Raw genomic sequence first — 13,204 nt, 5'->3', positions numbered from 1 at the left:
GCTAGACGACAGTCCATCGGAGGATGGACCGCATGACGACAGCCCGCCGCGAACACCCACAGGCCGCAATCCGCCGCCCCGCGCCGGACCGCGCTGCGCGGTCGGGGCATTCGCCCCCTCTCATCGAACAGCTCACACATCGCGAGCTCGAAGTCGTGGGCGGGCTCGTGCGCGGTCTCACCAACAAGCAGATCGGGCAGGAGCTCGGCATCAGTCACCGCACCGTCGAAATTCATCGCTCGCGCCTGATGCGCAAGCTCGGCGCCGCGACGCTCGCCGGGCTCCTCAGTATCATCCTGCCCCAGCGCGACCGGATCGACGCACTGATCGGGCGGCAGGCCCGCGCCACGCGCTAGATATCGCCCGTCACGAGGAAGAAGAAAAACAGCAAGGTTGCTGCCGTCATCACCGTGGTTGCCGCCCAGCCCGACCAGCTCTGGCGGCGCGAAATGACGAGACGTCCCATCGCGCGCGGATTGCGGGCGATCAGCATCATCACCAGCATGAGCGGCGCGGCGAGCACGCCATTGACCACCGCCGCCCAGTAAAGTGTGCGTGCCGGGTCGATGCCGATCGCCGAGAGCGAGGCGCCGGCAAGCGTAGTGGCGGCGATCGTTCCGTAGAAGAGACGCGCCGAAAGCGGCTTGGCGTCGAGGCTGCCTGCCATTCCCGCCATCTCGGTGACGGCATAGGCGGCCGATCCGGCCAGTACCGGGACGGCGAGAAGGCCGGTGCCGATGATTCCGAGCGCGAACATCGCGAAAGCAAACGGCCCGGCGAGCGGACGCAGCGCTTCGGCGGCCTGCGCCGATGTGGCGATATCGCGTATTCCCTCGGCATGCAGCGTCGCCGCGGCCGCGAAGACGATCGCGAGCGAAATGAGCGTGCTGAACGCCATGCCCGTCAGCGTGTCGACACGAATGCGCCTGAACTCGCCATCGGCTGCCGCGGGCGTCAGGCAGAGCGGCTTGGCATGATGGCGATGCTGTTCCTCGATCTCCTGCCCCGCCTGCCAGAAGAAGAGATAGGGGCTGATCGTCGTGCCGAGGATTGCGACGAACGCCGTGGCATAGGCTGCATTGAGTTCGATGGCGGGGAGCAGCAGCGCCGTGCGCGCCGTCGCCCATGGGACATGCACCACGAACAGGACCGCGACATAGGTGAAGAGGGTGAGCGTCGTCCATTTGAGGATTGCGGCGTAGCGTGGGTAGCTGAGACCGACCTCGAGGCCGATGCTGAGGATCCCGAACAACAAGGTATAGAGCCCGGCCTTGCCCCCGGCGAGCAGGGCCAGCGCCGCACCCATCGCGCCGAGATCGGCGCCGAGATTGATGATGTTCGCGACGAGCAGCAGCGACACCATCGACCAGAGCAGGGGACGCGAATAATGCCGGCGGAGGTTGCGCGCGATCCCTGCGCCCGTAACGCGCCCGATCTCGGCGGCGATCTCCTGGATCGCCACCATCAGCGGGAAGCTCAGCACGAAGGTCCACGAGAGCCGGTAACCGAATGCCGCGCCGATCTGGCTGTGCGTTCCGATTCCGCTGGGATCGTCGTCGGCGGCGCCGGCGATCAGGCCCGGACCGAGCGCGCGAAGAAATGTCCGCGGGTTTGACGAGACGTGCGCCGGCGCCGCCGGCAGTGCTTCATTATGGTCTATTGCTGCAGTCATCGAAGGCCCTTTTTTGAAATCATTCCACCTCTGGCCACTCCATGCGGCGTCCGATCGGGCTCAGACGAGAAGGGTCGGCAGGACCGCGAGGCTGGCTGCAACGCTCAGGACAAGCGGCAAGGCGAGCTTCCATCCTTTGCGCGGCCCTGCGATCGCCAGGGCGGTGGCGCCCTTGAACAGCGTGTTCGCGAGCACCGGTGCAATGATGACGATCGTCGCGATCTGGCCCTCGAGCAGACCCGGAGGTAGCGATCCGACCGTTATGATCGCCGAGTCGACGTCGGCCAGGCCCGAAAGCGCGATGACCAGCGCGAGGCCGCGTTCGCCCACCATCGCCATCATCCAGCGTGCGGCGACGGTCAGCACCATGACGAGCAGCATGAGGCCGATCGCCGGCGCGAGCCGGAAAGGGTTCTTGAGCTCGACGCGACGGTTGGCAGCGCTTTCCTTGCGGCGGCTCCGCAAAGCCCAGAACATCGCGCCGCCGCTCACCAGCGCGGCGGGTGCCGCGAGCCAGCCGAAGGCCGGCATCGCTGCTGGCGCGAGGAACAGGGTCAGGATGATCGCGCGGATCAGCATGACAGCCGACGCCGCGCCGATGCCGGCAATGGCCATCGCCTCGCTCTCCTCCCCGTCGCGCACGCGCATCGCGAGCGCTGCGGTCACCGCGGTCGAGGAAACCATCGCGCCGGTCGCGGCCATGACGAGCGTGCCCCGCGAGGCGCCAAAGCGTTTCGCGGCGATATAGCCGAGAAAGGAGAAGCCGGAGACGAACACCACGACCAGCCAGAGCTGGCGAGGATTCCAGGCGTCATAGGGGCCGAAGCGCTGGTCGGGCAGCAGCGGCAATATGGCGAGCGCGATGAGCGCGAACCGGACGATCGCGCCGACCTCGATATCGCTGAGACCGGAAACCCAGCGATGAAGCTCGGTGCGCAGCGCAAGCACCAGCGTCATGGCAACGGCGACCACCGTCGCCATCTCGCTCCGACCGCTGGCCGCGAGATAGCCGCAACCGAGAGTGATGAGGGCCGCGAGGCTCGATGTCCCGCTCAGCTGCTCGGGCGCCCGCGCGGTTTTCGCATAGCCGATGAGGGTGAGGACAGCTGCAGCCCCGGCGACGATCGCCGCGATCGCCGGGCTTTGAGATCCGGTCGCTCCCGCGATGCCGCCCGCAAGGCCGAACAGCGCAAAGGTCCGCACACCCGCGAAGCGGCTGCCCGCGGTCTCGTTGCGCAGGCTCCAGCCGCGCTGGATGCCGACAAGCAGCCCGAGAAGAAGCGCCAGTCCGATGCCGGCGAGTTGCTGCAGGTTGGCGTCTGGAAGGGATTCGATCATGTCGTTCGCCGGGCGTATGTTCAGCCGCCGAACTCGCGCTCGCAGTCGATGCAATGCGCGGTGTGCGGAACGGCTTCGAGGCGTGCGGCATCGATCGGGATGCCGCACGCGGTGCAGAGACCGTAATGGCCGGCATCGAGACGCGCGATCGCGAGCCGGATTGCCTTCATCTGCTCAGTTGCGGCGCTTTGCCGCGCATCGATCGTCTCGTCGTCTTCGCGCTCGATAGCCTGCTCGGCGGAATCGTCGTCGAGCGGCACGCGCTGCTCGCTTTCCAGCCGCTCAACCTCCGCTGCGAGCTGGTCGAGGCGCACGACCAGGCCCGCGCGTATTTCGGAAAGACTGTGCATCACGCCTCCTCCTCGATCGCGATGAGCGCGGCAATCTCGTCGAGGGTGAACAGCCGCCGTTTCTTGAGGTCCTCCAGCTGGTCGTCGGCGACCGCCGCAAGACCGGCCTCGACTCGCTGAATCCGGCTCTGAAGGTCATGATGCTCCTCGGCGAGCTGGCGAAAATTCGAACTGCCAAGCTTGAGTGCATGGAGCGCCGGCCCGTGGTCCGGAAACAGCGCATGAAGATCGTGGCCGGCTTCGCTCATCTTGGGTCCTTTCGTCGCGGATTTGTCTCGCCGGATTGCGCCGGGACGCGCGCCCTGTCGTTACGCAATAGCCCTTACGCCCCTGGCGGTTCGCGCCGGTCGGGCCTTTCCTCGCCATACGTACAGTTGCGTAATCACGGGCGCATGCGGAGCCGCTATTCCCGGGCGCATGAGGGGTCAGCCACATCTTTTCCGCCATCCAGGCCGCGACCGCCAAGCAACGGAGTGGCGTGCGGAGCGCGCGTCGCTTGCGGGTGCACGGCGATGAGCGATTGCGCATCCTGCGCCGTACGCTGCCGCGCCATCTGCGCCAGCCTTGCCGCCGACGAAGCCGCCGAACTCGGCCGCATGGGGCGGCGGCAACGCGTGAAGGCGGGTCACACCCTGCTCTGGGAAGGCGACGAAGCCCCGACGGTCGCAAATGTCCTGTCGGGCGTCCTGAAGCTGGTCGTCGCCACCGCCGATGGCCGCGAGCAGATCGTCGGGCTCGTCTTCCCTTCCGATTTTATCGGCCGCCCGTTCGGCAAGCAAAGCCCCTACCGGGTCACCGCTATGACCGACGCCGAGGTCTGCATCTTCAATCGCCAGCAGTTCGACGATTTTGCGGGTCGCCATCCGCATCTCCAGCAGAAACTGCTCCATCGTACGCTCGACGAGCTCGACCGCGCGCGCCACTGGATGATGCTGCTCGGCCGCAAATCGGCACCCGAAAAGGTCGCCTCCTTCCTTCTCGACATGGAAGAGCGGCTGCCCGCCGACGCCGGCGAGGCCCCGGGCGGGTTCGAGCTCCCCTTCGGCCGCCAGCAGATCGCCGATATATTGGGGCTGACGATCGAAACAACCTGCCGGCAGCTGACGCGCATGCGCAGCGACGGTCTCGTCGACTTGCCGTCGCGGCGCGCCGTGCGGATCAACGACCGCGCCCGAGTGGCTGCGATGGCCGGTTGAGAAAGTGGGAACGTGGGCGAAGCTCGCCGGAAGGGCAGCGCTTTTGCTGGGAGCGGCGCTGCTGTTGCCACTCGCGGCCTCGTCCGAGCCCTCAAGCCCGCAGGGGAGCGTGCTCGATGCCGCCGAGCGGTTGAAGCCCGGAGATTATATCTGGGCGCCCGAAATCGCGCCGCGCGGGCCCTTGATGATGATCGTAAGTCTCGCGACCCAGCGCGGCACGCTGTACCGCAATGGCGTCCCGATCGCGATTACCACTGTCTCGACGGGCAAGGCCGGCCATGAAACCCCGACCGGTGTCTTCACCATCCTCCAGCGCGACGTCGACCATCGCTCGAGCCTCTACGACGATGCGCCGATGCCCTATATGCAGCGGCTGACCTGGGGCGGCGTGGCGCTGCACGGTGGCACTTTGCCCGGCTACCCCGCTTCGCACGGCTGCATTCGCCTGCCGCATGGCTTCGCCCGTCTCCTCTATGGCGTCTCCCGGCTCGGCATGACGGTCATCGTCACCGATGCCGCAGCGGTGCCGCGTGCGGCCCCGACCGATCCGCTCGCCATGACCGAAACGCGCCCTTCCGATGCCGCGCTGCTCTGGACGCCCGAACGCGCGCCCAGCGGCCCCCTGTCGATCATCGCCAGTGCCACAGACCAGCGGATCCTGATTCTTCGCAACGGAACGATCATCGGCTCGGCGCCCGCGCGCATCGAGGGATCGATGACGGGCACTTCCGCCTTCATCCGGCGGTCGGGCGCCGAGGGGCCGGCAGCCTGGACGGAAGTCCCCCTCCCGGGCGCGATCGCCGCGAGGACACCGACGTCGTTCGCCGGGCGCGTCCACATCGCGGCCGATCTGCGCGCGCTGCTCGGCCCGCTTCTGGTCGCGGGAACGAGCGTGATCATCACGCCCGATTCGCTGCGCGCCGGAAGCCCGGTGCCAGCGGAGATTCTCGGCGGGGACGAGGAAGGCGCGCCGGATCGCTAGGCGCCGATATCGGCGCGTCCGGTCCTACGGCCACAGCCGCGGAGCGAGCGACAGGATCAACGACGTGCAGATCACAAGCGAAAGCATCGCCGATCCGAGCTTGAGCCGAAGCAGCGCCTCGCCGTGCCGGTCGGTGTGAATACCAAGGGGCATGATATAACTCCGGTGCGAGGGAATCGCGCGAGATCGAGCGGGAGGGCCGGAGCCGCGTCTGCGGTTCCGGCCCGTTTGCCTAGCTGGCGATCTTGATCTTGCGAGCGTGATCGCGCGCCTTTTCGGTCTTCGCGATCTCGACGCTGAGCAAGCCGTGCTTGAACTTCGCTTCGATCTTGTCGGCATCGGCGTCGGCGGGCAGGGCGATGCGGCGCCGGAAGCTGCCGTGACGCCGCTCGCTGATCAGATGTCCATCCTCGCGGCGCTCGGAGGATTCCTCCTTTTCGCTCGCGAGCAGGAGGACCCCGTCGGCGACCTCGAGCCGGATGTCCTTCTCGGTGAGGCCCGCGAGCTCGGCGGTCAGCTTGTAGGCCGGGCCGGTATCGACGAGCTCGACCGCCGGGAGCGGGCTCACGAGCCGCGGGACATAGCTCAGCAGGCTGCGGCCGGGGCGAGCGAATTCCTCGAACATGCGGTCGAGCTCGCCGCGCAGCCAGTTCATCGCGCCAAGCTCCGCCTCAGCGGGCTGGCTACCCGCGGTGCGGGTCGGGGTCAGATCGTTCATCAGCTTGCTCCTTCTTGAAAATCGAGAGGGATCGCGGCGGCGGGCTGTGCCGGGCGGACCCTCGTCGCCGCGATGCGCCGGAGCGCAATCGGGACCTAGCGAGCAGGCTGCGACGGCAGAATCGGGGAAGCTCCCAAGCGGAGCTCTCCTTACGGAAAGTTGCGGATAAGCCGCACCCTTCGTCCCGGGTAAGGCTGCCCGCACGCGCCGGCGGCTCCTGCCGATGTTCGCCGGCTTCGGTCCGCTCGCAACGCGAGCCGGATTTCTTTCGAAGGAGAAAGATCATGCAGAAGAAGAGTGACGGCCAGCTGCAGGATGACGTGGTCGCCGAACTCGAATGGGATCCGAGCGTCGATCACGCCGATATCGGCGTCTCGGTCAATGACGGCGTCGTGACGCTGGCGGGCTATGTGAAGAGCTTTCCGCAGAAGGTCGCGGCCGAGCGCGCCGTACGGCGCGTCGCGGGGGTTCGCGCGCTCGCCGAGGAACTGAAAGTGCGCTTCGCGTCGGATCCCAAGACCGCCGACCATGAAATCGCCAAGCGGATCGTCGACATGATCGGCTGGACGGTCGCGATCCCCGAGGGGCAGGTCAAGGTGAAGGTCGAGCGCGGCTGGGTCACGTTGACCGGCACCGTCGAATGGCACTTCATCGCGAAGGAAGTCGCGCGCGCCGCGGGACACATATCGGGGGTCACCGGAGTCTCGAACCTGATCAAGGTCGGCGATATTCCGACCCCTGCGGACGTCAAGGCGCGGATCATGGCGGCGTTCAAGCGTCAGGCGGGTCTCGATGCATGCGGCGTATCGGTCACCACCGAGGGCAGCACGGTCACACTTCGCGGCCGGGTCAAGGCGTGGGGCGAGCGGCGCATGGCCGAGCTCGCGGCCTGGTCGGCGCCCGGCGTGACCGACGTCGAGGATTATCTCGCGGTCGACAGCTGATCCCGCTCGCCTGGGGAAGAGGCGACCCCCCCTGCGGCCGTCCGGACATCCGGGCGGCCGCCTTTCTATCCGTATCATTGCGCATATCGGCCTGGGCTGACGACACATAGTCTCGGCGCAGAAACCAAGGAGACGGCTCATGAAGAATATCCTGTTGCTCGTACATGACGACCATGGCCAGGAAGCTCGCCTGCAGGCGGCGCTCGATATCACCCGGGCGGTCGAAGGCCATCTGACCTGCATCGACGTCACGCCCTATCCGCTCATCGCCGGTGACGGGTTCGGCTTTGCCGAAACCGTCGTCGTCCTCGACGAGCGCGAAAGCGAGGCGAAGAACAAGTCGGTGATCAGCGACCGCCTGTCGCGCGAGGATGTCAGCTGGAGCTGGATCGACGCGATGGACGAAATCGCGAATGCGGTGCTCGATGCAGCCGACCTCGCCGACCTCATCATCCTCAATCGCGCGCTCGACGGCTTTCCGATGCCCGACATGCGCGACATCGCGAGCCGCATTGTCGCGCGCGCGAGTGCGCCCGTGCTGGCGGTGCCCGAGACGCTCGAACGCTTCGAGCTCGAGCGCGCGCTCGTCGCGTGGGACGGCCGCCCCTCGGCGGCGGCCGCGCTCCGCGCTGCTGTACCGCTCCTCGTCTTCGCGAAGGAGGTCGAGATCTTCACCGCGCAAGGGTCCGACAATCATATCGTGCCCGAGGATGCCGCGGCCTATCTGTCGCGCCACGGCATCGCGGCAAATGTGCGCAAGACCGACATCGGCAAGTTTCACGCTGATTTCCTGATCTCGGACGAGGCAAAGATGTTCCGCGCCGATTATATCGTGATGGGCGCCTACGGCCGTGGCCGGCTGCGCGAGACCTTCGGCGGCACTACGAAGAATCTGCTTTCGAAGAGCAAATTCCCCCTGCTGATGAGCCATTGATCGATGGCCCCCGGCCCTGTTTTCCAGCTTCGGGCTCGCACCTCCGAAAGGGCTAGCCCGACAATCTTGCAAGACCTGAGCGGTAGCTGCCTGAAACGTGCCGCCCGGCCAGAGCTTCGATAACGGGACCATGGACATGTTGATCGCCCGATCGGGTTGGAGCGAGGCACCGCCGACCATTCTTATCGTCGAGGATGACCCGGCAGTGCGCCGCTCGCTCCTCCTGCTTCTGCAGGGACGCGGATTTGCGGTGAAGGCCTGGCCCGCCGCCGATCCCGCGCTCGCCGAGGCGGCGCGTGCCGCGCCCGACTGCCTGATCGTCGATTACCGGCTCGAGAGCAGCGACGGGATCGCGATGCTGGGCGCGCTGCGCGCGCAGGGCTGGGATGGGCCGGCCATCCTGATCTCCGCCTATCCGTCCGGGGAACTGAGCGCGCGCGCGCGCGAGGCGGGCTTCGCGCTCGTTCTGGAAAAGCCCTTGCGCGAGCATATGCTTGTCGACGCCGTGACGAGGCTCACGCGCAGCGGCACGCCGCCCGCAAGCCCTTGAGGTCTTGTCCGGCCGCGCGCAGCTATTCGGGATATTCGCGCGGCGTGGTTTCGGGATGGCTGTCGGGAAGCACCGGTGCCTCCGGCGACGTGCGCAGCGGCTGGCGATCGGGGTCCGGTGCCGGCGTCTCCGGATAGGCCTTGTCGGGCCGCGTCGGCGGGTCGCAATCGGGACATTCGGGAGGGCGCGCCGCGCTGGCGGGGTCTCGCTCGAAACGATCCATGGCAGTCTCTCCTGACAGGCCGATCTGGCCTTCGCCACTTTCGCGCCGCTGGTGCGGGCACGCCATTAGGGATTCCCCCTAGCCGCGCCCTCGGGGACGAGGACGAGCGCGCCTTCGACTTCGCCGGCGCGCAACCGGTCGAGCGCGCGATTGGCGTCGGCGAGCGGCAGCGCGGTGATATGCGTCCGCAGGCCGCAGCGCGCCGCGGCTTCGAGAAACGCCGCGCCATCGGCACGGGTCAGATTGGCGACCGACCGGATAGACCTTTCCTCCCAGAGATCGGCATAAGGAAAGGACGGGATGTCGCTCATATGAATGCCGGCGCAGATGACGCGTCCGCCCTTGCGGACATGGCGTAGCGCTTCGGGAACCAGTGCTCCAACCGGCGCAAAGAGGATCGCTGCGTCGAGCGGGTCCGGCGGTGCTTCGGTCGACGCGCCCGCCCAGGCGCAACCGAGGCGGCGGGCGAAATCCTGACCAGCGGTATCGCCTTCGCGTGTGAAGGCGTAGACATCGGTGCCGTCGGCGATCGCGAGCTGCGCGAGAATATGTGCGGCGGCGCCGAAACCATAGAGGCCGAGCGCCTTCGCGCTGTCCGCCATGCGATAGGCGCGGTAGCCGATCAAGCCGGCGCAGAGCAAAGGCGCCGCATGAAGATCGTCGAAGGCGGCAGGGATTGCGAGGCAGAAGCGCGCATCGGCGACGACATGCGAAGCGAAACCGCCGTCGCGCGTGAGGCCGGTGAACTCGGGCGCGTCGCAGAGATTTTCATGGCCCGCAGCGCAAGAGGGGCACGTGCCGCAGCTCTGCCCGAGCCAAGGCACGCCGACCCGCTCGCCAAGCCCGAACTGGGTGACGCCCGCGCCGAGTGCGTCGACGCGGCCGACGATCTCATGTCCCGGGACAATCGGAAGCCGGCCGCTGATGTCGCCGTCGGCGATATGGAGATCGGTCCGGCACACGCCGCAAGCGGTGATCGCGATCCTGATTTCGCCGTCTGCCGGGGCCGGCATCGCGCGTTCGACGCGGTGCAGCGGTGCGCCCGGCATGTCGAGCTGCATGGCATGAAAGCCTTGGTCCATTGGGAGTGTCTCCAGCCGGCTGCCTGCCGGGCGCCGACCCGATGGCCAAGGTCAGCGAAGCTCGAGTTCGAGCAGAGCGAGCGTGGCGTTGCCATCATAGTCGCTCGCCTTGAACCCCAGCGTCCGCTCGACCTCCATCGCGCCTCGATTGGCGCGGCTCTCGATCGACCGCAACGTCTTGAGGCCGCGGGCGCGGGCGAGATCGACGGCATGGTTGAGGAGGGTCCAGCCGACGCCGCGTGTCTTATACGCCGGCGCGACCGAAATCGCGACCTCGGCGGTCACGAACGCATCGTCGGCAGCAATCAGCAGGCTCGCAATCAGCTCCGAGGTCGCGGCATCGAACGCGAGCAGATGCTCGCGGTGGCGATGATCGACACCGATCATCGCCGCGAGCTGGGCGCTCGACAGGTGCGACTGGCCGCTCAGGAAGCGGAACTGCATATCGTCCGCCATCAGGCCGTCGAAGAAATGATTGACGATATCCGCGTCGCTCTCCGCGACCGGCCGGAGACGAAGGTCGACGCCGCTGCGGGTCTGCAGGCAAGTCTCGGTCGCCTCGCTGAGCGTGGTGTCGGGCGCATTGGTGAGCGTCATCCTCTGTCTCCTTGATTTGGATCGGACCGCCGGAGCGGCGAAGGGCGAAGGGTGAGGGTGCCCGCGATACGGCTTTGCTCGCGCCGCGGGTCCGCCGGCGCGCGATTCACCGGAGTCCGGCGCGGGTGCGCGCGAAATGGGGTCAATGGACTGGGTCTCGGCATCGCTTGCTCCTTTGCGACGTCAGGCTAACGCCCCGCGCGGTCGGCGCATTTCGTAATTATACGGAGCGACCGCAGTATGGCGCCCGGCCTGAAGGGCGCGGTTTATTGACCGGTGTCAATGAAGCCGGTGCGCATAAGCGCTTCCCTCTCCATCATGAAGGAGAGCAAGACATGCGAAATCTTTTGATTCACGCCGACGCGAGCCCGGCCATGGCCGCGCGCACCGAGACGGCGCTCGCTATCGGACGGCGCCTCGGCGCTCATCTCAGTTTCCTGATCTGCTCGCCCTTCCAGCAGTTCATCGCCTCCGATCCCTTTGGCGGCATGTATCTGGCGCGCGAACAGCTCGCCAAGGCGCAGCTTGCCGATGCCGAGCTCGAGACCCGGCTCGCGGCGCAGCTCGCGCGCGAGGATGTGCCCTGGGACGTCGCCATCGCCGACGGCGATGCGCTCGCGGCGCTCTCGCTCGCCGCGACGCTAGCCGATCTTGCCATCGTATCGCTCGGCCCCCGCGACCGGCGCGGTCTCGCTCAGCCGACGCTGGCGGGCGACCTCGCAATGACTGTGCCCGCGCCCGTGCTCGCGTTGCCCGCCGAAGGCCAGCCGCTCGACCTTGATGCCCCGGTGATGATCCTGTGGAACGGCAGCCCGCAAGCCGCGCACGCCTTGCGCGCCGCTGGGCCGTTGATGGCGGGCGCGGGCAGCGTGACGATGGTGCAGGTCGGGCCGGATGAGGGACGGGTGCCGGCCGAGGACGCGCTCTGCTATCTGTCGCGGCACGGCATTCATGCTGAGCTACGCCGCCTCGATTGCGGGGCGCTTACGCCCGAGGAGATACTCGAGCGAACCGCGAAGGAAATGGCACCGGGGCTCATCGTGATGGGCGCCTATGGGCGTCCGCGGCTGCGCGAGACTCTGTTCGGCGGGGTAACGCGCTATCTGCTCGAAGCCGCGCCGGCGCCGCTCCTCCTCGCCCATTGACCGCGATGCCTGCCTGCCGGGCACCCGGCGCATGACCGATTGCCTGTCCTGCATCGTGCGCAACCGTGCCATTTGTGCAAGCCTGCGGCCGGACGAGCTCCTGTCGCTCGGCCGGATGGGCCGGCGCCAGCGCGTGAGCAGCGGGCATACGCTCCTGTGGGAGGGCGACGACGCGCCGGTCGTCGCCAATGTCCTTGAAGGCGTCCTGAAACTCGTCGCCGCCACCGCCGACGGGCGCGAGCAGATCGTTGGTATCGTCTTTCCCTCGGACTTCATCGGGCGGCCGTTCGGGAAGGAAAGCCCGTATAGCGTCAGCGCGATCAGCGCTGCCGAGCTTTGCATCTTCCATCGCGACCAGTTCGACGAGTTCGCCGCCGACCATCCCGATCTCCAACAAAAATTGCTGCGCCGCACGCTCGGCGAACTCGATCGCGCGCGCCGCTGGATGCTTCTGCTCGGGCGCAAGTCGGCGTCCGAGAAGGTTGCTTCCTTCCTGCTCGAAATGGCCGATCGCTTGTCGTCACCTCCCGGTGCGGCGGATACGGCGCGAGGCTTCGAGCTGCCCTTCGGCCGTCAGCAGATCGCCGACATCTTGGGTCTCACCATCGAGACCACGAGCCGCCAGTTCACCAAAATGCGCGCCGATGGCCTGATCGACCTTCCATCCCGCCGCAAGATCGTCATCAACGACCTTGCGGCTCTGAACGAAATGGCAGGCTGACCGGCCACCGGCGCCAGTTGGGAGGTCAGAAACGAAAAGCGACGCCGGCGCTGATCACCCAGGGATCTAGCTTGTGCCGCGTCTTCAGCACCTCGGTCGTCCCGGCATACCATGTCGCGGTCGGACGCAGGAAATAGCGTTTGGCATCGAAGGATAGCGCGAGTCCCTTGTCGTTCACCGGAATATCGACCCCGGCCTGGAGCGCGGCGCCGAGCTTGTCGCCCATCTTCTGGCGGGTCGCGCCGAGCGACCGGGTCGTGGCGCCGGGCTTTTCGTCGATGAAGATGAAGTAGCTCGGACCCGCCCCCACATAAGGCTGGATGCCGCCTTCCTTGCCGAAATGATATTTGAGCGTCAGCGTCGCGGGGACGATCTTGGCGTTCGACACCAACGTCGCGCCGCTCAGCGCGCCACGGCCGTTCACGTCATGCTGGGTCACCCCGGCAATCGTCTCGAGCGAGATATGGTCGGCGACATAATATTCGATCGCGACCGTCGGCGTCACATTGTCGTCGGCTTTCGTCTGCGTCCCGGCCGGCAGGCCGATCCCGTCGAGCTTGACGTCGCTGATCTTGCCGTCGGGCGCGACATAGGTCGCGAAAATCTTGAACTGGACATCGCCGGCCTTGGCCGCGGCCTGCCCGGGAATTGCGGCGGCGGCCGCCAGCGCGATCAGCGAGAGATGCTGTTTTTTCATGGTCGTTGCTCCTTGCGTTGACCTGGGCTCCCTGCACCCGGCGTGGCCGCCGGGC

18 protein-coding genes are annotated in these 13,204 nt (G+C 67.0%); 8 read left to right on the top strand and 10 right to left on the bottom strand.

Going from position 1 to position 13,204, the window contains the following annotated elements; translation table 11 throughout:
* Positions 1–32: 32 nt before the first annotated feature.
* Entirely contained in the window at positions 33–356 is a 324-nt protein-coding gene (locus J2X38_RS13415) for a LuxR C-terminal-related transcriptional regulator (protein WP_310254788.1), read from the top strand.
* On the opposite strand, the gene J2X38_RS13410 is transcribed toward J2X38_RS13415, so the two are convergent.
* From J2X38_RS13410 to J2X38_RS13395, 4 genes are read right to left on the bottom strand one after another with little or no spacing between them, the layout of a single operon-like run.
* Entirely contained in the window at positions 353–1,672 is a 1,320-nt protein-coding gene (locus tag J2X38_RS13410) for a divalent metal cation transporter (protein ID WP_310254787.1), read from the bottom strand. The two genes, J2X38_RS13415 and J2X38_RS13410, sit on opposite strands and share 4 nt — an antisense overlap.
* Before the next feature lie 60 nt (positions 1,673–1,732).
* Entirely contained in the window at positions 1,733–3,010 is a 1,278-nt protein-coding gene (locus J2X38_RS13405) for a DUF4010 domain-containing protein (protein ID WP_310254785.1), read from the bottom strand.
* Between the two features lie 20 nt (positions 3,011–3,030).
* Positions 3,031–3,360 (bottom strand): TraR/DksA C4-type zinc finger protein, encoded by a 330-nt coding sequence (locus J2X38_RS13400; protein WP_310254863.1) that lies wholly within the window; start codon positions 3,358–3,360, stop codon positions 3,031–3,033.
* Positions 3,360–3,608 (bottom strand): YdcH family protein, encoded by a 249-nt coding sequence (locus tag J2X38_RS13395; RefSeq protein ID WP_062185537.1) that lies wholly within the window; start codon positions 3,606–3,608, stop codon positions 3,360–3,362. The genes J2X38_RS13400 and J2X38_RS13395 overlap by 1 nt, the downstream gene beginning before the upstream one ends.
* A 264-nt stretch (positions 3,609–3,872) precedes the next feature.
* Here J2X38_RS13395 and J2X38_RS13390 point away from each other — a divergent pair, with 264 nt between their 5' ends.
* Both J2X38_RS13390 and J2X38_RS13385 read left to right on the top strand, forming a co-directional pair.
* Positions 3,873–4,556, top strand: coding sequence for a Crp/Fnr family transcriptional regulator (locus J2X38_RS13390; protein ID WP_310254782.1), 684 nt, complete (start codon positions 3,873–3,875; stop codon positions 4,554–4,556).
* Positions 4,557–4,599: 43 nt separating this feature from the next.
* Entirely contained in the window at positions 4,600–5,538 is a 939-nt protein-coding gene (locus J2X38_RS13385) for a L,D-transpeptidase family protein (protein ID WP_310254780.1), read from the top strand.
* A gap of 24 nt (positions 5,539–5,562) precedes the next feature.
* On the opposite strand, the gene J2X38_RS13380 is transcribed toward J2X38_RS13385, so the two are convergent.
* Both J2X38_RS13380 and J2X38_RS13375 read right to left on the bottom strand, forming a co-directional pair.
* Positions 5,563–5,691 carry a hypothetical protein gene (locus tag J2X38_RS13380; protein ID WP_310254779.1) on the bottom strand — a complete coding sequence of 43 codons (129 nt, stop codon included), beginning with the start codon at positions 5,689–5,691 and terminating at the stop codon, positions 5,563–5,565.
* A 79-nt stretch (positions 5,692–5,770) separates the two neighbouring features.
* Positions 5,771–6,256 carry an Hsp20/alpha crystallin family protein gene (locus tag J2X38_RS13375; RefSeq protein WP_238586763.1) on the bottom strand — a complete coding sequence of 162 codons (486 nt, stop codon included), beginning with the start codon at positions 6,254–6,256 and terminating at the stop codon, positions 5,771–5,773.
* A gap of 284 nt (positions 6,257–6,540) precedes the next feature.
* Between J2X38_RS13375 and J2X38_RS13370 the strand changes: the two genes are divergently transcribed.
* From J2X38_RS13370 to J2X38_RS13360, 3 genes are all read left to right on the top strand, one after another.
* The gene (locus tag J2X38_RS13370) at positions 6,541–7,200 is read left to right on the top strand and encodes a BON domain-containing protein (RefSeq protein ID WP_310254776.1); all 660 of its coding nucleotides are present in this window, start codon (positions 6,541–6,543) and stop codon (positions 7,198–7,200) included.
* A gap of 139 nt (positions 7,201–7,339) precedes the next feature.
* On the top strand, positions 7,340–8,134 hold the full coding sequence (locus tag J2X38_RS13365) for a universal stress protein (RefSeq protein ID WP_310254774.1): 795 nt from the start codon (positions 7,340–7,342) through the stop codon (positions 8,132–8,134).
* A 136-nt stretch (positions 8,135–8,270) separates the two neighbouring features.
* Positions 8,271–8,684, top strand: a complete 414-nt coding sequence (locus J2X38_RS13360; RefSeq protein ID WP_054733980.1) for a response regulator — start codon at positions 8,271–8,273, stop codon at positions 8,682–8,684.
* Positions 8,685–8,706: 22 nt separating this feature from the next.
* On the opposite strand, the gene J2X38_RS13355 is transcribed toward J2X38_RS13360, so the two are convergent.
* The 3 genes from J2X38_RS13355 to J2X38_RS13345 all read right to left on the bottom strand — a co-directional run bounded on the left by J2X38_RS13355 (position 8,707) and on the right by J2X38_RS13345 (position 10,586).
* A complete protein-coding gene (locus tag J2X38_RS13355; protein WP_310254769.1) occupies positions 8,707–8,907 on the bottom strand; it encodes a hypothetical protein in 201 nt (66 codons plus the stop codon).
* A gap of 65 nt (positions 8,908–8,972) precedes the next feature.
* Entirely contained in the window at positions 8,973–9,989 is a 1,017-nt protein-coding gene (locus tag J2X38_RS13350; protein WP_310254768.1) for a zinc-dependent alcohol dehydrogenase family protein, read from the bottom strand.
* Between the two features lie 51 nt (positions 9,990–10,040).
* The gene (locus tag J2X38_RS13345; RefSeq protein ID WP_310254767.1) at positions 10,041–10,586 is read right to left on the bottom strand and encodes a GNAT family N-acetyltransferase; all 546 of its coding nucleotides are present in this window, start codon (positions 10,584–10,586) and stop codon (positions 10,041–10,043) included.
* A gap of 335 nt (positions 10,587–10,921) precedes the next feature.
* Between J2X38_RS13345 and J2X38_RS13340 the strand changes: the two genes are divergently transcribed.
* Together J2X38_RS13340 and J2X38_RS13335 are read left to right on the top strand one after the other, a co-directional pair.
* Positions 10,922–11,731 carry a universal stress protein gene (locus tag J2X38_RS13340; RefSeq protein WP_058538802.1) on the top strand — a complete coding sequence of 270 codons (810 nt, stop codon included), beginning with the start codon at positions 10,922–10,924 and terminating at the stop codon, positions 11,729–11,731.
* 31 nt (positions 11,732–11,762) lie between these two features.
* Complete coding sequence (locus tag J2X38_RS13335) at positions 11,763–12,452, top strand: Crp/Fnr family transcriptional regulator (protein WP_310254764.1); 690 nt, start codon at positions 11,763–11,765, stop codon at positions 12,450–12,452.
* A gap of 25 nt (positions 12,453–12,477) precedes the next feature.
* Here J2X38_RS13335 and J2X38_RS13330 read toward each other — a convergent pair whose 3' ends face one another.
* Positions 12,478–13,149 (bottom strand): OmpW family protein, encoded by a 672-nt coding sequence (locus J2X38_RS13330; protein WP_058538804.1) that lies wholly within the window; start codon positions 13,147–13,149, stop codon positions 12,478–12,480.
* Positions 13,150–13,204: the final 55 nt, after the last annotated feature.

This window comes from Sphingopyxis sp. BE235 (assembly GCF_031457175.1).
Lineage (GTDB): Bacteria > Pseudomonadota > Alphaproteobacteria > Sphingomonadales > Sphingomonadaceae > Sphingopyxis.
Note: the sequence above shows the minus strand (reverse complement) of the source record. Positions and strands in the feature narration are given on the sequence as shown.